Raw genomic sequence first — 23,290 nt, 5'->3', positions numbered from 1 at the left:
TTTGTATAAATATAGAAATCACAGTTGCAATCAATACATAAAGAAACCACAGTTTCATTTAATCACTCCCAGATGTCATCCTATGAATTTGCAAACATATTTCGTGACACTGTTATAGTTTTTCCATCTCTTACAGAACTCATATCTGCCCATATCCAATAACTTTTTAGCCGCCCATCCAAGGCCGGCCATTGCCAATACTCTTGCGGCCCATGCAATAATCGGTAAAATTTGCGGTTGGTTCTTCCCATCCTTTACTGCAGCCATCTACTGATCATGAATGTCTTTCGCTTGAGCTGGCGAAAGGGATTCAAGGTAATTCTTCATTTGGACAGCGTCACTTAAAGTAACCCCCGCTGCGATAGCTTTATCAACATCAAATGAATATCTGGCATTCTCGATGTCATAATTTGATGCTTCATAAAGGGCGATAGCAAGACGCTCAGCTTCTCTTTTGTCTTGGTACTTATCCTGCTGCGCAGCTTGAGCAGGCGGCGTTCCGAAAACAGACGCAAAACCTATAGCCAAAACTAATGCAAAGACAATAGACAACCTTTTTTCGAAGCTCCCTAATACGCTATTCATTTAGTTTCTTTGATTTCTATAAAATTACCATAAATAGTCAATAGGTGTGTGGAAGGCTTTTGAAAGGAGAGTCTTTAGTTTCAGGAATGCCAATAGGATTGTTATATCTGTCACAGAAAGCGGAAATGAAACACATAAAAAGCCTGTGTAATCAGTAGGGCTTTTTGAGCGCTGTGAAAAGGGTAAGCCCTTAAAAAAATTAAAAGCTGGCCGGAAACAATACCGACCGTATGGTGAATGAAGCCCTTCTCGAGATGAGGAGGGTTTTTAATTGTCATATGTTTGCCACTTATGGTGATAGGGTATTTCTATCGCAAGAAGAATATTGAGTGAGAGGGAAAATTTTGCTTTATTTAACACATTTGTTTATCTATAATAGGAGTACATATTCTAAGAGGTGATCGGACTATTATGGATCAAAGTGCATATAAGGCTTGTTTGCAAGATACAATAAATGAAGCGTCTACAAAGACATATTGCAGTAACATGCTAAAATCATTGGAACAATCTGGTCTTATTCATTATGAGGATCATTTGTTGGCAGAACAAGAGCAATCAGTTGATTTGACTGAATTTAAGACAGAATCAGAAGTTGTTCAACTTTGTAAGGCAATAGATAGGAGTGATAAAGTTATAAGAGCAATTGAAGAGAACGAGTTTACCTCAGCTTATAAATATTCAGCTCTCTTTGAAATCGACAGGTCACCAGAGGACTTAATTGAAAGTATGTATAAAAAGGGTGAAATACAAGACTTTCATTCAGAATCATTTACTTTCGATTTATTATTTGATGAAGCTTCAAATATAATAGTACCAACTAGATATAAAGTTGATGATAAAGTCACTATATATAAGTTCAACAGGCATTTAACCGGTTTTTTACCCATTGAAGGTAATAACAAAAGGGAAATAAAATATCCTATCCTTGCTGTATTTTTTAATGATCTAAATGTCGTGGAGATAAGAATAGGGAAAATTAAAAGCTTCTTAAGAGGAGACGAATACTTTTACGTTAGGCAATTTGACTTTGTAGTTGATTGGTTACAAACTAATTTGGCTTGTCAACTAAATCCTATTGATTTAACAAATGCTATTGACCATATTTCAAAGCTAGAGGAAACAAATGTGATTGTAAGTGGTCAGTTAATGAATCTTAGAAGTGGAGCTAAAGCTAAATTAGAAGTAGGAAACAATGATGATTATCTCCCATTACTAGGAGAACTAAAAGAATTAATTAAAACAAATGCAGAGTTATTTAACAATAGTCCAGAAATAAAAGAGATACTTGATACTTTTATTTTAGAGACCGAAGAAACGTCAGATTTACCATGGATTTCACTCACATGGACAAATGAAACAAAATCAAAAGCAACTAAAGTTAAATTCAGTTTTAATTATATGAACAGGCAATACAGTCTTCTCCAGTATTATTATAGCAGTAGCACAGAAATGGAGAGAATGAATAATGTCACCAGATATATTATTGAAAGTAAAAAACAAGTTGGCCAACAACTTCAAACTAACGGATAAACAAATTGCAGATTTTTTAGATCTATTCTCGAAATATAAAAAAGGACAATTGATTTATCCAGGAGCATTTATTAGAAAAACATACATGCAGATGAGTATAGTTTATAAAATTCTTGAAGACATATCATCCAGCGGGATTTTAGAGCGGAATTATGAAGTATATTGTCCATCTTGTTCTTGGTATACGGGCGTTTTATATAGTACTTTAAAAGATATTCCGGAAGAATTAGAATGTGATGAATGTGAGACAACATTGAATTTTTTGGATAACTCATTAGTTGTTTATAAAGTGGTGCTCGATTGATGAATAAAGGATTTTCGGCAAAAGACTATTTATTAAACGTATTAGAGAGTAAGGAAAAAATATTTAAGGCAATCACAGAATTTAAGGAAGAAGAAAAGCTTGCTTATCAGGAGAAGCTTAGTCAATTTAAAAATCTGCATCAACCCAAAGTCAAAGCTGATAAACGTGAAAAAGGAAAAGCATTGGAAGAACTTGTGACTTTTTTGTTTAACACTACATCTATTTTTAAGGTTTTAGAGAATATTCATACATCAACTAATGAAATAGATGTAATAATGACATTAAATAGTAAAGGACGATGCTTTTTATTAGAGGGTTTTTTAGACAACAAATTTGATATATTTTTAGCTGAATGCAAAAATTATAATAAGACTATTGGTGTTACTTGGGTAGGGAAATTCTGGTCCCTGCTAAATTCTTCGCCTACTAAATTAGGAATAATTTTTTCTTATTACGGGTTAAGTGGAAGAAAATGGGCGGACGGAATAGGTTTAACCAAAAAAATCTATATGTCTAAAGAGAGAATAGAAGATAAAATATATATTATAGATTTTAATATTAAAGACTTTGAACAAATTGCAGAGGGTCATAGTATATTAGATATAATTTCTTCAAAAATACAAGCATTAATGTTGGATGTTGATGACTATAAGAAATTTTTAACTAAGCATCCTTCACAAGAATAAAAAAGCTCGCTACATATTATTAATGTAGACGAGCTTTTTGCGGTGTAAATATCTATATACAATAACCAAATCTGCTTTTCTTTATCAAAAGGCATTTGATCATCTCACAGATTCATCATATCCAATGGATAAAAGAGAATCAAATGTAATTAACCATGTATCTCCTTTTAATTCCTTCACGTGTAGCTTCTGTTTACTTCATCTATGTAATGAACATGTCCTGTTACTTCTTCAATAAATCTGTCTCTGTATATACTGATGACCAGAACCGAGTTGAATTCCATCGCTTCGCAAATAGTGCGTGCCATCTCCTCCAGCTGGTATTCATCAAGAATGGGTTTTTCGATCTTCTGGACTTCTCTCTTCCTGTTTAACAGTGCAGCCCTTTGCTCGGACAAAATGAATTTTTCCCCATCTCTTGTCGTAAATTCCTTGACTCATTCCGATCATCTCCTAGAATAAGTCATATACGAATGAATGTTCTTTTGTTGATGGAGAAAATAACGGTAATCCTGTTTATTTAATACATTGATTTTAAATGGGAAATTGTTGACGAGTTGTTGCCCAAACCTGCCAACAATTAATATTTTTATTCAGAAGGGATCAGACATCTATTTTGAAATCCCTTGAAGGATAAGTATTTGTCAGGAATAAAAATAACAGTTCAGAATATAATCTCTACCTTGACAGGGTAGAGGTCGCTGGTTCGAGCCCAGTCGGAATCATAGCCAAAACCCTTGCGTAGCAAGGGTTTTTTACTTTTTATATTTATTGTTTTCTCCTCACTAATCCATTTTGGGACGAAACTTTTTTGAGCTGATTTTGAAGTGCATTCGCTGTATACTGCAAGGTTCTTTGTCGCCAGCCTGATACTGATGGGATCTACGGACTGAAGATAGTCTATCCTATTGAAAACATAAAGCGGGTCTCTGGGAAATTTGAATACCGGCTCAATAAAGGTTAAGAACCAAATTTCACCACGTAGAATATTAACCTTTAAATATCTCAGGAATTTTATTTCTCCATATTAATAACAGCTCTTTAAATTGGTCTGTTTCTATTGAGTTTTTATAAGGGTCGTCGATCAAAAAAGGGTTTTCAACATCGGTAACATCTTTTTTTATCAATACAATTATCCCATTTAAATCAATTTCAAAATCCTCATGTATCCCATTTAAAACATTTTGAATGTATTCTATATACTCATCAGTTTGTTCTATTGTTGTAATATTTTCAATGAAGTCAGAGAAAAGACTGATTTCTTCTGGTAAAATTATTTTTATATCACCAAATGGATCTTTATCAAACCTGTATGAATATTTCATGTGTCACGGTCACCTTTAAGATTATTTTTTATATAACGGATATGCAGTTGCTATTGTTCCGTCACTATTTAAATACATTTCAATTTTAATTCCTGTTGAAGTGATTCCCCTATACTTATTTGAACGTACTTGTTTTCTAGTATGATAAGCTTCGTCAATTGCTTTTAATACATCAGTGCGGTTCCATTCTCTTGGAAAGAAACTTGAGTCCGCTATCTTTTTTACAGACCCGACTTCAACTTTCGCCATATACACTCCATTTTTGTCAGGTTTCTTTTCTGTATCTGGTATAATCTTCCTTCCTATCATGCTTTTTGTTGTCGGCGCCCCGGCCTGAGAAATCATTGTCACCAAGATCAGCCATGCCTTGAAAGGCTTTTTTCAGGTTGACCATCTGACCGCGCAGTTTTTTATATTCACCCGCGCGCTGTTTGGCAGCGGCCAGCAGGCTGTTTGCTTCGAAAACTTTCATGACCATATCCAAACAAAATACTTCAACAAGATATTACCATGGAAGAATGAAGAAAAAGATCGCTGTACGATTCAAAAGGAGAAAATGAATAATTTGACCTGTGTCATCGTGCTTATTCTTGTGTAGTTAAGCATTTGAGAAGTGAGTTTGAAGATGATAAACCGGTAGAACTGGGAATTACTCGGCAGCGTTTAAATGAATTGAATTGGAAAGATTAAGCGGGTTAAAATGGTTGGAACAGTCACATTAAAGGTAAGATTAATTTGATAAGGAGAAATAATTATGAAACAATTTCATTGAAAAGTACAGTATTATTAGATAATGAATTGTAGTGTGTAAAAGATGAAAATGGTGTAATTCAGGATAAAGGTGAGTTATTAACCGGAATTGATATGTTAACGGAAAATAATGTATAATGTACCGGGCGGCTTTGAACTCATTGAAGGTGATGAAATTGAGTGTCATTGTTAAAAGAAAATAAATTTTCATTTTAGTCAAATAAAACACGTATTTTAAAGAAAGGTTATTAACATGAAGATAGTATAAATAATCCTGACTGAAGAGATCAAATTGCCTCAAAATTTGCATAAGTCTTTTTGTTCTGTTCTTTATTACTGATGCCCCTTTGACTTTGCTATAATACAACTCTAAGGCTGCAGATCACAAATGATCAAGCGCGGTGTATTAACGGGGGGAATGATTATGGTATACAAAATATTACGCAATATAAATAGAGCAACAATCTTCTTTGTCTTGGTTTTAGCATTTGATTTAACTGTTTTCTTAATGTCTCATGATGGTTATTACTTAAGCTTTGTAGTGGAAACAAATTATATTTTCCCTGTACTGCTTAATTTAGTCGCTTTTTTTGTGTTAGCTCGTAGGTATAAAATACGGAAATTATATGTAATTTATATAACAATTCCAGCAGTACTTATAGTTGCATTGTTGGCGGCAACTGGTGATTCATACGGTACCATTTCTTCGCCAGCTAAAAATGTAACAGTAACAATAGAACATAGAAACGCCACCTTAGGTGAAACGAATTACTTTTACAATTTTTATGTGCATGTTCCTAGTTTATACCCTGGTTTAATGAGAAAAACGAATAAGGACACCGTACGTATTATGATTCGAAATGCCGGGGGTGAAGATGACCTTGATGTGTTAGGAGTAAGTAATGCCGAATGGAAAGATAACAAAATCATTTTCCATCCAGCATATGAAAAGGCGATTGAGGTTGATTTATAGTTTTTATGATATCCATAAGTCATAATGAGTAAAGCGATACTCTCAAAACAGCCGGCTATACAAAGTTCTTAATCCAAGATACATATATGAGATATGAAGAAAGCAACTCAATTTATTGTCATTATTATTTTGAAGAAACTAAGTAAAATTCATCATAAGGAACTCTATCCTATATTTGGTTCTTGTTTAGGAGGAAGGTATGTCAATTTTAACAATAATTGAAATCGCGTTAGTGGCAACTGTATTAGGGTTATTTGCATGGACTTTTAAAAAAGAGAAAAATACTGATGAAAGTGTATTTAATTATGCTAGATATGTGATTTATTTGCTTATCGCTGAAGTTGCATTGTATGTCGTATTTCAAATTGTTTAAGTTTACTCTAGGCAAAGAGAGATGTGAATCATGATAGATGTCTTAACTAATATCTTAAAAAATGACAAACTGGATGAATACCCATTATTTAAAAAGTTTTGCTCTCTCAAAGAAAAAGGGTTACGTAAAGAATCCTTTAAAGCATTATCTTCGTTTATCGATGAAGCCAAGACGTGGGATAATCATGCACAACGGAATTTTGCTTGTTGGCTATTTGCTTTATTAGAAACATCAGATGATATTCACCATATACTTGTTCACCCTTTAGAAATGGATCTTTTAAAGCCTTTGCTTGAATCATGGATGAAGACTAACCCCGAAGATCCAAAACCATACAGGTGGTATGGTGTGTTTTTAAATACTGAAAACCGTATTGATTACTTAAATAATGCACTTAGACTGGGCGGCAGTAATGAACAATTATCTTTATTAACGTTAATCGATATTCATTTGAACGCCTTGTGGTATTCATTTCATCACATATCCGAAGATTTATATCTAGGCGATATTAAAGAAGATAAAGCACTTCTTACCAAGTCCCGGCAGTTGAACAACAAGATAGAATGTCAACAAACAAGAAAAAGCAATAACGAACAGCTTAACTATTATCAAGATTTGTTGAATGACTGGTTGTTGTTTAAAGAAGAACAATCAAAGGGATTTGTTGAATGGTGTGAAAATAAGGGCAGAAGCTATCCTTGGGTCAAATCTTATTATTACGAAAAATAGCAATTGCAAGCATGTTTGATTTTTAATCGTAAGGGGAGATAGATTTGATGGCAGTAAGATACGTAGCTGTCCTTATTTTGTCGGCCATATGCTCTACACTGGTATATGTGATCACCCTGCATCAAGCTGAATATGTTCCTTATCTTATAATTAGCGGGATCATGTTGACATGTTATTCAATTTTTTTATTGCCATTGCAGTTTATCTTAAACCGAAAACCTAGAATGTTCAATTTTAAATATCTCTTACTATACACAGTGTTTTCATTTATTGCATGGCTAATCATGTCGGTTCTCTTTGAACTTTATAACCCATTAGGGTCTATACTAGCGAGTTATGAGATATATTTATTCAGCGTATTATTTTCTCTGATCTTTTGGCTTTGGGACTCTATTCTTGTACAAAAAGTTGTGGTTAAGTAGCTGAGCTCTAAGTAAAAACACTTTCGGAAGGGTGAGTAACTTTGAAGTGAACGGATTTAGGATGGAGAGAAAAAAGCATTGTTGTGGAAGGCTGAGGTAAATGGGCATCAATCCTGGAAGACCTTTATCAGCAGCGGTTTAAGTATGTTGAATGGAAGCGGCTTGTTTAAATTCTAAACATTTATATGTTAGTACATAAATTGTGAGATTTACCTATATCAACACGGCATGATAAAGAAAAGGGTTGTTTATGTTGAATTGGAAAAGAAATGAAAAATTTATGTTTGCAGGAACTTTAATTGCAATTTTTTTGATTTTAATATTTAGCGTCATATTTATTAAAGGAGCGAGCCATACTCCCGGTAAGGATGATGTTGCTGTTTTTGGGAAATTTGCAATCAGCAGACCGCCGGTCAACTTTGATCTATATAATAAAGACAATTCCAAGACGGTTTTAGAAAACGTTACGGGTTACTATGAATCATCTGACTCCCGAGTTTATGTGCAAAATAATTCAGATTTTGTTGTGATTAATAAAGGAACATCATATGAGAAAAGATCGCTGAAGAGAGCTTCGAAAAATGATAGGAGAATGTTAAGCAGAATAAATAAATTTGAGGAAGAATAAAGAATTTAATCAAAAAAACATAAAATGTGATGTATTGAAATTATTTCTTAGAGGAGAAAATGGATTTACTTAATTGGATTTACATTATATCTACAATTATAGGAGCCGCTGGGTTCATAAGTTTATTGTGGTTCTCTCATCTTAATAACAAAAGTGAAAAATAAAGCAGAGCATTGGGTTAATTTGTATATTGATTATGATGATCAAAGTTAAAGAGTAAGGGGGATTAATGATGACAGAAGACTTTTATTGCGATGAAGTATTAAGTGGAAAAACAAAAGTAAATAAAGTTTTAGAAACCGAGAATGTATTGGCGTATCATCATACAAGACCTTTTTGGCCGGTGCATTTTGTAGTTATTCCTAAAAAACACATCTCTTCTTTAATCACTTTGGAAGAAGACGACAATGAACTTTTACTCGAGTTGCTGGGTGTGATTAAAAAGGTTGCGGCGAAGGTGACAAAAGAAAGTGGTTCTTGCAGGGTGCTTACAAACTTAGGAGATTATCAAGATTCAAAGCATCTGCATTGGCATATAGCTTCAGGAGATCCATTGAGATAAAGAATCCTTTTAAAAGTGAAAATTATAAAATTGACCTACAGGATTTATGAAATTCCAAAGAAACTCCAAGTAGCAGTTGATTCTAAATGGCCAAAAATTGGGGATATAAAGATGAAATTGTATAATGAATTTATAAATATAGCTAAAACTCTTAATAAAGAGTTAGACATTATTCCATTATTATATGGATCTTTAGGTCTTGAGAAGGTAACTGGGTTGAACTTTTCACCAGAAGATATTGATATCCTTATTCCTGTAATATTTTTAGAGGAAAAGTGGGAAAAGCTAAAAAAAAGTATGGAACTGCAAGGATATAAATTGGTTGATTTACATGAGCATGAATTTAGGAAAACGAATACTAAAATAGGCATTGCTTGCATTGAGGATTTAAAACCATTTGCAGACGTAGACTATAATAACCTAGGGGTTTTTGAAGATGACGGAGCCAAATATCATTTGCTGACTATTGATGATTACCTCAAGGTTTATAATAAGTCTTTATTAGATGGATATAGAAGAACAAAGAAGAGTAATAAAGATCAAAGTAAAATTAACATATTGAATAAACTAATACAGTATTAATTAAATATTTGTACATTAACATGGCGGCAAAATCATAAAACACTTTACTGCTCAACACCTCATCAATCCATTTTTGCACAATCTTCGTTTATTTCAGTTGTTATCCTTATACATGCTTAAAATATTCCAATCTAGAGAAAGTATATCTGCAGACGGTATTGGAATGCAGACATTTGAGTTCAATAAAGAAATATCGGCCGCATACTCAATAACCCCCTTACCATTAACTGTGAGGGGGTCTATTTTTATTTATCTTATTAATTTGGAAAATGCGTTGACTAACAATCCATATTCATAAAGATCAATTGCTTTTAAATTCACCGTTCTTTTTGTCGACAAAATCACTTTGTTTAAGTTGAACTGGTTGTTAGAACATCATGTGATGCACCTCCTTTAAAAAGCATACACACATATTAGAGGGCTGAAATTTACCCGTATGAATTGGGATATGGCTGCCTAAACGGCTTTTCGCATGGAGCCAACATGCGGCAACTGGTCAACAGCTTTAGAAACTTCATCATAACAGGGAAATCCGGCGAGCATTGGGAATATAAAGAAATATAGGCTTACAGCTATGCAGGATGTATGAATATCCGTCGGCGAAGGAAAGGCAATCTCCATGTGTCGTGACGGTTCGTATGCGGTTGGACCTTCCCATTCATCCGCTGTATGTCAGAGGGACGAAAAGACATGTTTTGAGGAGGAAGCGGAATGATTAAATTCACACGGCCATCGCCTATGAAGAAAACATGCTCGATGCACCCGGAAAAGAAATCTGTCAGAGCGGTTTCGTTTACTGATTTTAACGGCAATTCTGTAACAATAACACTTTGTGAAAAGTGTCTGGCTGATTTAAAAAAGAAAGCCGCAACTGAATACAGGAGCATGATCGAGGAGCGGGCCAAACAGAATCGTTTCAAGATTGGTGATCATGTGTTTTTAAAGCATTTGGGAGTAGTCGGCGAGGTGAAAAACATGGAAGGCGTTCAAGCGGCAAACAGGACAGACACAGACGAAATCCGAATGGCCACCCCTAAGGAAATCGCAGAATACAAAAAGCAGGAGAAGCAATAACAAGGAAATTCTATCAGCGGTATTACTAACGGGAGCGGCGGCCGTTGATCCGTCTGCTTCCGCGGCTTGGTCCGGCTGGCAAAATCAATCCGAATACAGCGGCCGCGACTTATACAAGAAGCACAGCAGGGCAGCTTTAAAACGGCAACGCCTCTGAAATTATTCAACGTGAAAACAATCCAGAATAAGACCGGAAAGGGAACCTATGCCATCCAGCTGGACTCCGGCAAGGGGAACTACATCGGAACATTTGAATCAGTCAATTGTCAAATCAAATAAAGGAGATTCGATGGCGCTAAGAATAGTTTTTCTGCTGATGGGGTTAGGATTCTGGTTTTATTTCCATTAGAGGGCGGCGCATTTTATCGGGCTCAGTAAATGAGTGCGGGCCTTGACCGCCTTCGAGGGGGCAGTAAACATTTCTGCTCGATTAATTGACTCTGGCTGTTTACGGTCAGAAGGTGTTTTTCAGCTGATTCCCTAACTGTCACGGAAAACATTTCACAGGAAAAATATTGACTGTTTTCCTGTTTGTGATGTTTATTAGAAGGAGTATACAAAATCATTATAATGAGGAGGTCTGGATGTGAAAAATAAAGCGGGAATCCAAGTTGGACTATGCATTGGACTTTTATGTTTAAGCTTTACCGGTTTCAACCCTTTATTCGGCTCAGCGCATGCTGAAGAGAAATCTATAGAGGACGCAAAAATGACAAGCTGTATAACGAATCAGAAATTTGTTCAGCTTGAGAAAAAATTTGATGCCAGGCTCGGCGTTTATGCGATTGATACAGGTTCAAACAAGACAATCGCCTATCGGCCGAATGAACGGTTTGCTTACGCATCAACCTATAAAGTTCTGGCTGCAGCTGCTGTTCTGAAGAAAAGCTCAAATGAAAAACTTAATGCTATCATCCGCTACAGCAAAGACGATTTGGTTACATATTCCCCAATCACAGAAAAACACCTGGATACAGGCATGAGCCTGAAAGAAATCTCAGAAGCCGCTGTCCGTTACAGCGATAATACCGCCGGGAACCTATTGCTGCAGCAGCTTGGCGGTCCCAAAGGTTTTGAAAAATCATTGAAACAGATCGGGGATCATGTAACGAAAGCTGATCGATTCGAGACGGATCTAAACTCTGCGATTCCCGGGGATCGTCGTGACACAAGCACCGCAAAAGCACTGGCAACTGACCTTAAGACTTTCGCTTTGGGTAACACTCTCACGGCTGACAAGCGCACGATTTTAACAGATTGGATGCGGGGCAACGCTACCGGCGACGAACTGATTCGGGCAGGCGCTCCTGCAGGATGGGAAGTCGGCGATAAATCCGGAGCCGGAAGCTACGGCACACGAAACGACATTGCGATCGTTTGGCCGCCTGACAGAGCCCCAATTGTTTTGGCAATCCTGTCAAACCGGTTTACGGAAGATGCCAATTATAATAATGCTCTTATCGCTGAGGCTGCAAAAGTCGCTCTTAATGCTCTTAAATAAACATTGCCGTTCATTTTTATGGACGGTTTTTTATATGTTGAGAATGCGGTAGGCGGTTTCGTTTTTCGATAAATGTTATAATGTAAAGCCATAAAAAGATGGGAAGAGGGGGAATTTCGATGCATTACATAACGGCATGCTTAAAAATCATCAGTGATAAAGACCTTAATGAAATAATGAAAGAGTTCAAAAAACTTGAGGAAGAAACGAACAAAGAAGAAGGCTGTATTCAGTTCCATGCTTATCCGCTCGAACCATCAGAACGCAAAATTATGCTTTGGGAGATTTGGGAAAACGAAGAAGCTGTTAAAGTCCATTTTACGAAAAAACATACAAAAGACGTTCAAAAACAAGAATTAACGGAAGTAGAATGGTTAATGAAAAGCAATGTGAATGAGTAAAAGGCTTTGTCTGTTGTTGGCTGCCTTTGCCGGCAACCATCATCAGTTTCATTCACTAAAACCCTTGCTGCGCAAGGGTTTTTTACTTTGAAAAGTTCTTTATATCGCAGTCTTTTTATGGGTAAGGAACAGACTTGGAATGAAGATGGCCGCAAGGATGATGACGGATACTAAGAATCCGGCATGGTAGCCTTTTAAACTGTTCGGAATCGTCGGCTGCAATTCTTGTATGACAGTTGCGGTAACGGTTGCGATCACAGCTGACCCAAAGCTGGAACCGAGGTTTTCAATCATATGAATACCGACACCCGCTTCCGGAAGCTGTTTGCTGTCAAGACCTGTATAAGCGTCACTCATCAATGGGAGCATAATTCCTCCAAAACTGGTGCCGCGGATAAATAATACGACGGAAATCCAAATCATACTTGTGTTATCGGTGATAAAAATAAGCGGGATAGATCCGATCAGCGAAAGAACAAGACTGACCGTAACCACGTATTTCGCACCGATCTTATCAATCATTTTTCCGATCAGCGGACGAGTCACGAGCATTCCGACTCCTTGAGGGATTAAAGCGAGTGCTGCTCCGGCTGCCGTGAACTGACGAATGTTTTGAAAAAACAGCGGAAGTATTAACATCGGCCCCATGATGGCAACATTCGCTAAGAACAACCCGATCGAAGATGCCAAGAAGCTCTTGTTTGCAAACAAATTCATAGGCAGCACGGTTTGGTTTTTCTTGATCTGATTATATACAAGATAAATAGCTGCTGAAACAAGACCGATGCCTGTCCATAAAATGGTGTCGCTATTGTTAAATGATGCATGATCCGCCGCTTTTGTAATACCGTACATCAATGCCGCGCTCATTAATGACAAATTGATAATCCCGAAAATATCGAGTTTACGATCTTTGTTGAATGGTTCAAAGTCTGGAATGGTTTTCATCATAAGCGGTGCAGCAATCAAAACGATGAACACGTTGATGTAAAAAATCCAATGCCATGAAGCGCCTTGGACGATGAAACCCCCAATGACAGGTCCTAAGATCGGGCCGAAGATCATAGGGGTGCTGACGATTGCCATCACTTTTCCCAGGTTTTCCGGACCTGCCGTTTTAACCAAGAGTGTTGACATAAGCGGAGTGATAATGCCGGCGCTGAATCCTTGAAGCAAACGGAAGAAGATGAAGCTGGAAACGTCACGGCTCATTCCCGTAAAAACAGAAATGACACCAAAGGCGATGACTGAGCCGATGAAGATTTTCTTACCGTTATATTTATTCATAAGCCAGCCGGATACGGGTACTGCAATCGCAAGTGCTAACATATAGCCTGTAACGGACCACTGAATGATATCCAATGTTGTGTTGAAGTCTTTGGTCAGTTTGCCGATGGCGATGTTTACCATCGTAGAGTCAAGCATTGGAGCGATTGCTCCCAGTGCAATAGCCCAGGCGGCTGTGAGAACTTCTTTTGGCACCCGAAGTTCCTTTCTTTTATGTGTTGACATATTACTCTCCTCTCAAAATTGCTGTCTTTGTTTCCTTGTCAACAAAATAATAGAGTGATTTTGTTTCTTTGTCAACAATAAGAGGGATATAAAAAGGCAGCCCGTTTTCATGGAGCAGGGCTGCCTCTGGTTTTATTCATATTTATTCCGATTTCACGTCTGCACCAAGTTTCTTTATTTCTGAATCCAAATGCCTGCTGTATGTTTCCACGAAGTTCAGCATCGTGTCAAATTGTTCATCAGTTACTTGTTCAAACACGATTTTGTCCCGTTCTTGAAACTCTTTGTGCAATTCCTCGTGAATTTTATAAATGACTTTTCCTTGCTCAGTAAGCCTGAAATAGATTTCTTTCTTGTTAAGCGGCTTCTGATAGCTTTCAATAAGGCCTTTATTGATAAGCTTCTTCGTTAATTTACTTATGGCGCCTCTTGTCATATAAAGGGACTCCGCAAGTTTAGTCACATTGGCGTCTTCAATTTTTTCGATGAATTCGATGCAATGCACTTCAGAAGGTTTATGCCCCTTAAGGCTTTCTTCCATCTTCAGCCTATTCAGCCACACCATCTTGTTAAAAAAGTCCCTGAAATCCGTGAGGAGCTGTTCTTTTTTGTCCATGTCCCGTCCTCCTGCTCGGTGGTGCTTACACAATATTATAAAATGTTTGTTTCTTTTTCAACAATCGTAAAGTTATGATTTAGGAACTGAGAGATAGTGCGCAGAAATAAGAAGGAGGGGGAAGAGAAGAAGTATTCTATTTAAAAAGCGGCTTTTTAACCGAAACGTGGGTCTTTGAGTATTTTTCTTTCCGTATTCGTTACTTGCTCTTTTTCATAACAGGCCAACACTACAGCCGTATAAAAAAGCAGGCTGCACAATGAGCCTGCTTGAGATTCGCATCAATCATTTTCCTGTTGCGGCATCATGAAAAGCGTCGATTGCGGTTGTGTATTTCAAGACGTTTTTAGACACTTTGGCGGTTGCGCCTAATGGATACGCGTCTGACAGAACGCTGGAGTGAGCTTCGGGTTCCCAGTAAAATACGCCGATTCCTTTGCCGTTCGGAACGGCTTTCACCAGTTTTATGGTGTCTTTTATGGTCCAGTAGGAATCTTTCGGGTTATTTTCATCTCCGCCCAGTTCAACCACCATGACTTCCTTGTTGTAGCGTGAGGCGATGTCATTCAAATTAGTTGATAAATGGCTGGTGAGCTCCCAGTACGGCTTGCCTTCCCAATAGGGATAGAATGAAACGCCGATGATGTCGGTTTTTCCTCCGTTTTTAAAGAATTGATCAAACCACCATCTGAATAGGCTGTTGTCCGTGCCGTGTGCCAAATGGCTGATGACCTTGGTGGCCGGGCTGACGGATTTCACGGCGTCATAGCCTTTGTTCAGTAAGCCGGTCAATTTGCTGAAATCGTTCGTGCTGCCGTCGGGCAGTAAAATTCCTGAATTCATTTCATTTCCTACTTGCACCCAATCAGGGGAGATGCCGTGATTTTTAAGTTCTTTCATGACATCGTACGTATGGTTATACACGGCTGCCTGCAGCTGGCTGTTTGAATAGCCGTTCCATTGGTTCGGCTTGATCTGGTGGCCTGGATCAGCGAACACATCACTGTAATGGAAGTCAACCATTACCTTCATTCCTAACGCTTTTGCCCTTTTTGCCGCCGCAAGTACGCCCGCTTTGTCACTATAGCCGAGCATGGTCCATGTTGTCCCGTCTTTCAGCCAATAATAGCTGCTTGGCGGATTCACAAACACTCTCAGTCTCACGGCATTTATTCCGTGATCTTTAAGAATCTGCAAGGCATCTTTCTGTTTTCCGCCGTCATCCAGCCAGCGCACACCTTCGTCCTCCATTTGTTTCAGCCAACCTATATCAGCGCCATAGGCAAACGGGGCATCCGCTTTTGCTTTAGGAAACTTCTCAAAGAATGTAAAAGCAGTGAAAATGAGAGAAAGACAGATTGCGTTTATAAATACACGTTTCAATCGGTTTTTGAACATCACAATACCTCCTGATAAAAAAGATTGTTGATTGATTTCACTCTGAATGTTTCAGCTGCCATTCTCCAATAACGTCGTGAAACGCTGAAACGCCTGAATTCCTTCGGGTGTCATTTTAAAAACGCCTGCATCGGTCAGCGCGCGTAAAAATACATTCGCGGTTTCTTTTTGTAAAACAGCGGCTGCATTCTCCGGTGTCACGTCTTTATCCGCTTTGATGTTTTCAGCCCACGGAAGATGAATGTCTTTGATGTCATGAGGTTCATTCAGTAAATACTTTTTCACTTCTGCCAGCTCATCTTTCAGGCGGGGAGGTAAAACGGCGAGTCCCATCACTTCAATCAGACCGATATTTTCTTTTTTGATGTGATGGACGTCTTGGTGCGGGTGAAAAATGCCATCCGGATAATCTTCGGAGGTGCGGTTGTTTCTGAGAGCGAGATCGATTTCAAAATCCGTTCCCCTGCGTCTGGCAATTGGAGTGACGGTATTATGGGGTTCATTCGTTTTTGCGATGATGCTGACGGTTTCGTCTGAATATTCCCGCCACTTTTCAAAAACATACGCAGCGGCATCTGTCAGCAAATCCGGATCTTTTGCGCGAAGGCGGATCACTGATACCGGCCACTTCACGGCATCGGCCTGAACGTCTGGAAAATGACGCATATGAAAAGGATAGAGGGAACCCGCTTTTGCCATCGGAAACTCATGGGCGCCGCCTTGATAATGATCGTGTGATAGAATGGAACCGCCTACGATCGGCAAGTCTGCGTTTGATCCCGCGAAATAATGCGGGAAGATTTCCGTAATGGCCAGAAGCCTTCTGAAGCTGTCGCGGCTGATGTTCATCGGCTTGTGCTCGCTTGATAGAAAGATGGCATGCTCGCTGTAATACGCATAAGGAGAGTATTGAAAACCCCATTGTTCTCCCGCTAAGTCAAGCCTGATGATGCGGTGATTTGAACGGGCGGGGTGGTGCGGTGTTCCGGCATACCCCTCGTTTTCCATACAGAGCAGACATGTCGGATACCGGTTTTCCGGACTGTTTTTTACCGCGGCGATGTCTTTAGGGTCTTTTTCGGGCTTTGATAAATTAATGGTGATGTCCAATTCTCCAAAAGGTGTTGATGAGCGGTACACGATATTTTTTCGAATGGCCCGCGTCTTAATATAGTCGTTGTTTTGACTCAGTCTATAAAAATAATCTGTTGCTTTTTTCGGGCAATCTGATAACAATTCGCTGAACGCGGCATTGATCAGAGAAGGGGCCGGTGTGATCACGTCCATGATTCTGCTTCCCAGCATGTGTCTTTCAGCCGGCGTATCGTTAATGATTGACCGTTTTACCGCGTCTTTCACCATTTCGTCCAAATAGTGAAGCCTGTTTTGTTTCTTGATATGTTTCGGTTCTGCATAATCCGGCAGTCCGAGCAGATCGAGAAGTCTGTTTCTTGTATAAATCACATCTGTTTCATTTATGTCGCCTAAGACAGTGCTTTCTTTCAGAAACCCTGCCACTGATTCAAAAACTTCAATGACCGCCGCCTCCATTTCATTTGTCCTTGTATCCGTTTGGATGTTGCCGATGCCAATTCCATGCTGACGCAATGATTTCCGATATGTCCGTTTGTTTCGGATTCCAGCCCAGAATGTTCCGCGCTTTATCGCTGGAAGCAATGAGGGTGCTTGGATCACCGGGTCTTCTTGCGGCCGCTCTTACTTTTATGTCTCTTTCGGTCACTTGCCGGGCCGCTTCCGCCATTTCTGATACGGAAAACCCGCTGCTTGATCCTAAATTGAAAATGCCGCTGTCTCCGCCGTTTTGCAAATATTCCAGAGCGAGAATATGGGCATCGATTAAATCGGAAACATGGACATAATCGCGGATGCACGTGCCGTCTTTTGTATCATAGTCAGTGCCGAATATCAAAACCTCCTCGCGCTGACCGAGCGCGGTTTGTAAAAGGATAGGGATAAGGTGGGTTTCCGGATGATGATCTTCTCCGATGGAACCGTCCGTTTTCGCGCCGGCAACGTTAAAATACCGAAGCGAGACATATTTTATGCCGCAGGCGGTTTCACACCACTTCAGCATTTTTTCTGCCATGAGTTTTGATTCGCCGTATGCGCTTTCCGGCTTTTCCGGCATGTCTTCTGTGATGGGCACTTTTTCAGGTTCGCCGTATACAGCGGCGGATGAAGAAAACACAATGTGTTTCACCCCGAATTCCTGCATGACCTCCAGCGTAATTTGCGTACCGTACACATTATTATTGAAATATGAAAGAGGGTCTTTCATTGATTCGCCGACAAGGGATTGAGCGGCAAAATGGAGAACGCCTGTTACGTTCTCCTTCGCAAACACAGAGCGAAGAAACGGTTTGTCACGGATATCTCCATGGTAAAAAACTGCTTTTTCATGAACAGCTTTCCGGTGGCCTGTCTGCAGATGATCCACAGCTATCGTTTTAAATCCTTTGTTTAATAATTGATCAACCGCATGAGAACCGATATAGCCGGCTCCGCCGAGAACGAGAATCGCCATGATTTATTTTTCCCTCCATTCAGCCGCGCCATCGCTTATATCCGCGATGTAGAAAGAAGCTTCAAGACCTGTCCTGCTGCGGTAGTGAGATGAAACGGCCCGGATAAAGCCGGCGGTTTCTTCACTTTCCACAATGGCTATGGCGCAGCCGCCGAACCCCGCGCCCGTCATCCGCGCTCCGAGTGCTCCTTCTTTCCAGGCTGCTTCAGCGAGTGCGTCTAATTCGTCACCGGTCACTTCATAATCATCGCGTAACGAACGGTGGGACGCATTCATCAGCTCGCCGAACGTTTTCAAATCATTCGATTTTAGAGCCTCCGCGGCTGAGAGGGTCCGCTCGTTTTCATTGACCGCGTGCCGGGCTCTTTTACGCAAAGTTTCACAGGAGAGAAGGGATTCGAGTTCGTTGAATTCTTCTGCCGTCAATTCCGCAAGTGATGCGATATTCCGATATTGCCGCAGTTCCGAGAGAGCTGCGTCGCATTCGCTGCGGCGTTCATTATATTTTGAAGCGGCCAGCTCCCGGCGCTTGTTCGTATTCATAATGACGATTTTATATCCGTTAAAAGCAGCCGGAATCATTTCGTGCTCAAGCTTATCGCAGTTTAACAGAATGGCCATGTTCTTTTTGCCTTTTTGCACTGCGAATTGATCCATAATGCCTGAATTCACGCCGATAAATTCATTTTCGACTCTTTTTCCGATAAGCGCCAGTTCAGTATCGGAAACATCCAGGCTGAATAACTTTCTTAAAATGGAACCGGTTAACATTTCAATAGAAGCGGAGGAGCTTAAACCGGCTCCGTTTGGAATCGTACCGTGAAAAAGAATATCCATTCCGCTGTCTATTTGGCCGCCGGCTTTAAGAAGGTAATGGATCATCCCCTTCGGATAATTGGCCCAGCCGTCTTCTTTTTTGTATGCTGTGGCGGAAAGATCAAGGCAGACAATGCCGCTGTCAGGAAAGTTTTCTGAGTATAACCAGATCTGGTGATCTCCGCGTTTTGCGCATACGGCATAAGTTCCGATCGTGATCGCGCAGGGAAGAACGTGGCCGCCTATATAATCCGTATGTTCCCCGATCAGGTTGATTCGGCCGGGTGCGAAAAACAGTTCTCCGTTACTTCTCTTGAAAATGTCTTCGAATCTTGATTTTAAAAGTTTGGCATCCATGATAAACCCCCGATTCTATTTTGAGGTATGCTCCAGTATGAACTGAATGGCTTTTTGTGAATTTCTGGTGAGGCTGATATATTCCGCTCCTTTCGTTGCGATGAGTTTCACATGCAGGCGGTCCGCATCTTCTTTAATGTCATCGTAATAAGAGCCGACCTGCGGAGCTAAAATGATCATATCGAAGTCTTTCATGATGTCGTAATGGGATCCGTAGGCGCCTGCTGAGGCGGTAATCGGCACGTTATATTCTTCGGCTCCTTCTGTCAGTGCGTTCGCAAGCATGGCGCTCGTTCCCGCTCCGGCGCACAGCACTAACACATTGGTGCCGTGTTCCAAGGCGGATGAGGATTCCTGAAGATTTGTGCTGATGACGGAGGCCGCGTCTTCTGAGGCGCCGGCCATGGCGGGCTGTAATGTTTGCGGCGCGGTTTCAGGCTCGGTGTGTTGGGCTTCTTTCGCCGCTAATACTTTGTCATAAGCTTTGCAGAATGGCAGGTATATCAGGAAATCGACAATGATTAATACAGCCGTCAGCACAAAAGCCGAGAGCCCCATGCCGGTTCCGAGAATCAAGCCGGCGGGCGCCGGGGTGGCCCACGGAAGAACATACATAAAACTGTTCATTCCGATGACATCCACGAAAAATTTAAACAGACAGACATTCACCATCGGCGTTACAACAAACGGAATGAAAAAATAAGGATTTAAAATGATCGGCGCAGCAAAGAGCAGAGGTTCGTTTACTGCGAAAGACACCGGAACCGCGGATGCTTTTCCGACTGCTTTCAATTGCTTGGATTTCGCGAAAAGAAGAAAGATGAACGGAACCACAAGGGTTGCGCCGGTTCCTCCCATTGTGCCGACGAAGTTCCCGAGTCCGACGGTCAGCACGTTGGACGCCTGCTCACCTGCATTATGAAGCTGAAGGTTCGCCTCCACATTTGCGTAAATAATAGCTGCGATGGCCGGTTCCACAATAGAAGGACCGTGAACGCCGACAAACCAGAACAGCGCCATCATTCCCCAAATGACACAAATCCCGAAATAACCGTCTGCGGCGGTAAAAAACGGCGATAAGAGAGAGGAGAGAGCCTCTGCAAAAGATACATTCAGCGTATTCCTGATCAATAAATCAACGATCACCATGGCCAAAACGGAAAAAGCGAACGGAAAAACATCTTTAAATGTTTGTGAAATGGTACCCGGTACTTCTTTAGGCATTTTAATCGTAATATTTTTCAGCACGCAGAATCTGTAAACGTTCACTGTTATGAAAGCGGATACAAAAGCAGCTAAAAGACCTTTTGTGCCGAGGTATTCCGTGGAGAATCCGCCGTCGATTTGAGTGACGCTTAAAATGAGAAACCCGACGACTGAAGCAAGCATCACTGAAACGGGGTTGATCCCTTTGTTTTTCGGCATTTTTCGGTTCATTGATTCACTCAGGCATTTCGCACTTGTTGCCGCAACGATCAGACCGAGGGCGCCCATTGAATAGTTATAAACTTTCCAAAGCCATTCAGAAACACTTTTAGGCCAAGTGAAACCCAACACTTCCGGCACAGCGGCGGTGAGGATGAAAATGCTGGCGAATAAAATAACAGGCATGGCCGTTAAGAAGCCGTCGCGGATCGCGCCTAAATAAATGTTTCTTGAGATTTTTTCAAAAAACGGTTTTCCCTTTTCGATTTGCTTGATGATACCGTTCATTTTTCCACTCCTTATCGGCGGCTTCGGTAGAGTTCTATAAAATCCTGAATAAGATCACGGAGCAAAAGGGTTGTCATCAAGTGGTCCTGACCGTGAACGAAAATAAATCCTAATTCCATGTCCTTGCCGTCAGCTTCTTCAGCTAACATTTTCGTTTGCGCATTGTGGGCGAGGGTTAAATTTTCATCGGCGCTTTTCAATGCTGCTTCCGTGTTTTCGAAGTTTCCGGCACGGACTTCTTTCAGGACTTTCAATAAAGTGCTTCTGGCGTCGCCGGCATAGGCGACGATTTCAAAACCGAGCATCTGCAATTCTTCCTTTGTCATGAAAAAAACCTCCTAAAGACGGCACACATGATGAAAAGAGACTCTTTTCACCATGTATGATCATTAAATGATTGTTTTTGTTTCACTTACAAGTTTGTACCAGTAGGCCGATTCTTTCGGGTACCGTTTTTGGGTGTCAAAGTCGACGTAAAAAAGACCGTAACGTTTGTTGTAGCCGTTGGTCCATGAAAATAAATCCATTAAGGACCATAAGAAGTACCCCTTTACATTGACTCCGTCGGTAATCGCTTTACTGACGGCTTCTAAATAGACTTTTAAATAGTCGATTCTTGCCTTATCCATAATGATGCCGTCTTCAAACTCATCTTTATAGCCCATGCCGTTTTCGGTAATGTACATTTTGTTATATTGCGGATAGTCCCGTTTGATGCGCATCAGCATGTCATACATGCCTTCAGGATAAATGAGCCAGTCCCAATCAGTCCGCTTCAGGCCTTCTTTGTAAATTCGTTCGCCGATTCCTTTTACTTTATAGACCGAAGTGCCCTTATCGCCCGTTCCGTTATGGTGAATAACGGTTTCTCCGTCGTACGCTTTGACGAAATGGCATTGATAATGATTGATGCCGAGATAATCATTGCGCGTTGAGGCTTTTTTCATCACGTCAAAGTCACTGTCTGAAAACTCGTATGAAGCGCCGTTTGCCTCACAGATTTCATCCAGAGCCCGCATGGTTTCCTCAGAATAATAGCCGAGGTAGGTGGCGTCGAGGAGGAATCTCACTGATAATGCGTCATCCAGAAAACAGGCGCGGCGGTCTTCTTCTGAGTCGCTGGCGGGATATTTTGTTTCCAATGAGTGGACGACACCGATTTCTCCCGGATAGCCGCCGTCTTTAAAAAGATTGACGGTCATCGCATGCGCTACCATCATGTGATGGAGGCATTGAATGACTTTTGTGATATCACTTTTAACAGATGGCGGGAAAACCCCGAGTAAATACTGGTTGGTGGCTGTGGGATAAATTTCGTTAAACGTGCTCCAATATCTGATTTCGCTGAATTCTTTAAAGCAAAACTCCGCATAGCTGACGAACGCTTCTATTGCAGCGCGGTTGAGGAAATCTCCCTGATCAAATAATCTTTTCGGTGTATCGAAATGATGCAGCGTGACAAAAGGGGTGACGTTGCGTTTATGGCATTCTGAGAAAATACGATGATAGTAATCAACACCTTCCTGATTGATTTTGCCCGTGCCGTCAGGGAAAATTCTCGTCCAGGCTATAGAAAGGCGGATGCCGTTTATTCCGAATTTTTCACATAGTTTAATATCTTCGGGAAACTGGCGGTAAAAATCACTTGCCGGATCAGGGCTGAATCTTCCCTGTTTTTCAAGAAATTCATCCCAGGCCACAGGCCCTTTGCCGCCTTCTTTTGTGGCGCCTTCCGCTTGATATGCCGCAGTCGCCCCGCCGAAAATAAAGTCATGAGGTAATTTGAGCATTACTGAATCCTCCTTCGCCAATGTGTGAATTGAAGTTTGTTAATGTTTATAATTGTTGTCTTTTGTTTAATAGTAAACGCATACATTTTTGTTGTCAATAGCTTCATAAAGAAATAAC

Annotated in this window: 25 protein-coding genes and 3 pseudogenes; 14 read left to right on the top strand and 14 right to left on the bottom strand. The window is 40.3% G+C overall.

The window, feature by feature from the left end:
* Nucleotides 1-267: 267 nt before the first annotated feature.
* Nucleotides 268-585 carry a hypothetical protein gene (locus BZ167_RS03540; protein WP_061861373.1) on the bottom strand — a complete coding sequence of 106 codons (318 nt, stop codon included), beginning with the start codon at nt 583-585 and terminating at the stop codon, nt 268-270.
* A gap of 411 nt (nt 586-996) precedes the next feature.
* Between BZ167_RS03540 and BZ167_RS03535 the strand changes: the two genes are divergently transcribed.
* Genes BZ167_RS03535 through BZ167_RS03525 form a run of 3 tightly spaced genes read left to right on the top strand, consistent with a single transcriptional unit; the run spans nt 997 to nt 3,105 of the window.
* On the top strand, nt 997-2,115 hold the full coding sequence (locus BZ167_RS03535; RefSeq protein ID WP_061861374.1) for a hypothetical protein: 1,119 nt from the start codon (nt 997-999) through the stop codon (nt 2,113-2,115).
* Complete coding sequence (locus tag BZ167_RS20070) at nt 2,051-2,419, top strand: hypothetical protein (RefSeq protein ID WP_142302788.1); 369 nt, start codon at nt 2,051-2,053, stop codon at nt 2,417-2,419. The genes BZ167_RS03535 and BZ167_RS20070 overlap by 65 nt, the downstream gene beginning before the upstream one ends.
* The gene (locus tag BZ167_RS03525) at nt 2,419-3,105 is read left to right on the top strand and encodes a hypothetical protein (RefSeq protein ID WP_064323385.1); all 687 of its coding nucleotides are present in this window, start codon (nt 2,419-2,421) and stop codon (nt 3,103-3,105) included. Before BZ167_RS20070 ends, BZ167_RS03525 begins: the two co-directional genes overlap by 1 nt.
* A 99-nt stretch (nt 3,106-3,204) precedes the next feature.
* On the opposite strand, the pseudogene BZ167_RS03520 reads toward BZ167_RS03525, so the two are convergent.
* From BZ167_RS03520 to BZ167_RS03505, 4 genes and pseudogenes are all read right to left on the bottom strand, one after another.
* Nucleotides 3,205-3,546: pseudogene (locus BZ167_RS03520) on the bottom strand (YolD-like family protein).
* Nucleotides 3,547-4,094: 548 nt separating this feature from the next.
* Entirely contained in the window at nt 4,095-4,430 is a 336-nt protein-coding gene (locus BZ167_RS03515; protein WP_060675140.1) for a hypothetical protein, read from the bottom strand.
* A gap of 21 nt (nt 4,431-4,451) precedes the next feature.
* Nucleotides 4,452-4,679 (bottom strand): EndoU domain-containing protein, encoded by a 228-nt coding sequence (locus BZ167_RS03510; RefSeq protein WP_060675141.1) that lies wholly within the window; start codon nt 4,677-4,679, stop codon nt 4,452-4,454.
* A gap of 61 nt (nt 4,680-4,740) precedes the next feature.
* Nucleotides 4,741-4,902 (bottom strand): annotated as a pseudogene (locus BZ167_RS03505) (T7SS effector LXG polymorphic toxin); the annotation flags it as partial.
* Nucleotides 4,903-5,604: 702 nt separating this feature from the next.
* Here BZ167_RS03505 and BZ167_RS03500 point away from each other — a divergent pair.
* The 11 genes and pseudogenes from BZ167_RS03500 to BZ167_RS03455 all read left to right on the top strand — a co-directional run bounded on the left by BZ167_RS03500 (nt 5,605) and on the right by BZ167_RS03455 (nt 12,425).
* The gene (locus BZ167_RS03500) at nt 5,605-6,153 is read left to right on the top strand and encodes a hypothetical protein (RefSeq protein WP_060675146.1); all 549 of its coding nucleotides are present in this window, start codon (nt 5,605-5,607) and stop codon (nt 6,151-6,153) included.
* Nucleotides 6,154-6,352: 199 nt separating this feature from the next.
* On the top strand, nt 6,353-6,526 hold the full coding sequence (locus BZ167_RS20295; protein ID WP_172798703.1) for a hypothetical protein: 174 nt from the start codon (nt 6,353-6,355) through the stop codon (nt 6,524-6,526).
* 30 nt (nt 6,527-6,556) lie between these two features.
* A complete protein-coding gene (locus BZ167_RS03495; protein WP_060675148.1) occupies nt 6,557-7,255 on the top strand; it encodes a hypothetical protein in 699 nt (232 codons plus the stop codon).
* A gap of 47 nt (nt 7,256-7,302) precedes the next feature.
* Entirely contained in the window at nt 7,303-7,677 is a 375-nt protein-coding gene (locus BZ167_RS03490) for a UPF0715 family protein (RefSeq protein ID WP_060675150.1), read from the top strand.
* Nucleotides 7,678-7,930: 253 nt separating this feature from the next.
* Nucleotides 7,931-8,305, top strand: coding sequence for a hypothetical protein (locus BZ167_RS03485; RefSeq protein ID WP_148660082.1), 375 nt, complete (start codon nt 7,931-7,933; stop codon nt 8,303-8,305).
* Between the two features lie 229 nt (nt 8,306-8,534).
* Nucleotides 8,535-8,867 (top strand): HIT domain-containing protein, encoded by a 333-nt coding sequence (locus tag BZ167_RS03480; protein WP_077391943.1) that lies wholly within the window; start codon nt 8,535-8,537, stop codon nt 8,865-8,867.
* Between the two features lie 111 nt (nt 8,868-8,978).
* Entirely contained in the window at nt 8,979-9,449 is a 471-nt protein-coding gene (locus BZ167_RS03475; RefSeq protein ID WP_049628822.1) for a hypothetical protein, read from the top strand.
* Nucleotides 9,450-9,872: 423 nt separating this feature from the next.
* Nucleotides 9,873-10,010 (top strand): annotated as a pseudogene (locus BZ167_RS20655) (hypothetical protein); the annotation flags it as partial.
* A gap of 150 nt (nt 10,011-10,160) precedes the next feature.
* Nucleotides 10,161-10,523, top strand: coding sequence for a hypothetical protein (locus BZ167_RS03470; protein ID WP_060675156.1), 363 nt, complete (start codon nt 10,161-10,163; stop codon nt 10,521-10,523).
* Between the two features lie 580 nt (nt 10,524-11,103).
* Nucleotides 11,104-12,024, top strand: a complete 921-nt coding sequence (bla, locus tag BZ167_RS03460; protein ID WP_148660083.1) for a class A beta-lactamase — start codon at nt 11,104-11,106, stop codon at nt 12,022-12,024.
* A gap of 119 nt (nt 12,025-12,143) precedes the next feature.
* On the top strand, nt 12,144-12,425 hold the full coding sequence (locus BZ167_RS03455) for a putative quinol monooxygenase (protein WP_007407331.1): 282 nt from the start codon (nt 12,144-12,146) through the stop codon (nt 12,423-12,425).
* A 99-nt stretch (nt 12,426-12,524) separates the two neighbouring features.
* On the opposite strand, the gene BZ167_RS03450 is transcribed toward BZ167_RS03455, so the two are convergent.
* The 9 genes from BZ167_RS03450 to lacG form a co-directional block, all read right to left on the bottom strand.
* Complete coding sequence (locus BZ167_RS03450) at nt 12,525-13,937, bottom strand: MDR family MFS transporter (RefSeq protein ID WP_060675159.1); 1,413 nt, start codon at nt 13,935-13,937, stop codon at nt 12,525-12,527.
* A 142-nt stretch (nt 13,938-14,079) separates the two neighbouring features.
* Nucleotides 14,080-14,553 carry a MarR family transcriptional regulator gene (locus BZ167_RS03445; RefSeq protein WP_060675160.1) on the bottom strand — a complete coding sequence of 158 codons (474 nt, stop codon included), beginning with the start codon at nt 14,551-14,553 and terminating at the stop codon, nt 14,080-14,082.
* 285 nt (nt 14,554-14,838) lie between these two features.
* Nucleotides 14,839-15,951: a glycoside hydrolase family 53 protein gene (locus BZ167_RS03440; protein WP_060675161.1), complete on the bottom strand. Its 1,113-nt coding sequence runs from the start codon at nt 15,949-15,951 to the stop codon at nt 14,839-14,841.
* 51 nt (nt 15,952-16,002) lie between these two features.
* Entirely contained in the window at nt 16,003-17,502 is a 1,500-nt protein-coding gene (gene galT, locus BZ167_RS03435) for a UDP-glucose--hexose-1-phosphate uridylyltransferase (RefSeq protein WP_060675162.1), read from the bottom strand.
* Nucleotide 17,503: 1 nt separating this feature from the next.
* Entirely contained in the window at nt 17,504-18,496 is a 993-nt protein-coding gene (galE, locus tag BZ167_RS03430) for a UDP-glucose 4-epimerase GalE (RefSeq protein WP_012117333.1), read from the bottom strand.
* A 3-nt stretch (nt 18,497-18,499) separates the two neighbouring features.
* The gene (locus BZ167_RS03425; protein ID WP_077391942.1) at nt 18,500-19,669 is read right to left on the bottom strand and encodes a galactokinase; all 1,170 of its coding nucleotides are present in this window, start codon (nt 19,667-19,669) and stop codon (nt 18,500-18,502) included.
* A gap of 15 nt (nt 19,670-19,684) precedes the next feature.
* Complete coding sequence (locus BZ167_RS03420; protein WP_077391941.1) at nt 19,685-21,382, bottom strand: PTS lactose transporter subunit IIBC; 1,698 nt, start codon at nt 21,380-21,382, stop codon at nt 19,685-19,687.
* Between the two features lie 11 nt (nt 21,383-21,393).
* Complete coding sequence (locus tag BZ167_RS03415; protein WP_007407323.1) at nt 21,394-21,708, bottom strand: PTS sugar transporter subunit IIA; 315 nt, start codon at nt 21,706-21,708, stop codon at nt 21,394-21,396.
* 63 nt (nt 21,709-21,771) lie between these two features.
* Entirely contained in the window at nt 21,772-23,172 is a 1,401-nt protein-coding gene (gene lacG, locus BZ167_RS03410; RefSeq protein ID WP_077391940.1) for a 6-phospho-beta-galactosidase, read from the bottom strand.
* Nucleotides 23,173-23,290: the final 118 nt, after the last annotated feature.

It is taken from the genome of Bacillus sp. 275 (genome assembly GCF_001999205.1).
GTDB lineage: Bacteria > Bacillota > Bacilli > Bacillales > Bacillaceae > Bacillus > Bacillus velezensis.
This window is presented reverse-complemented; position numbering and strand designations above follow the sequence as displayed.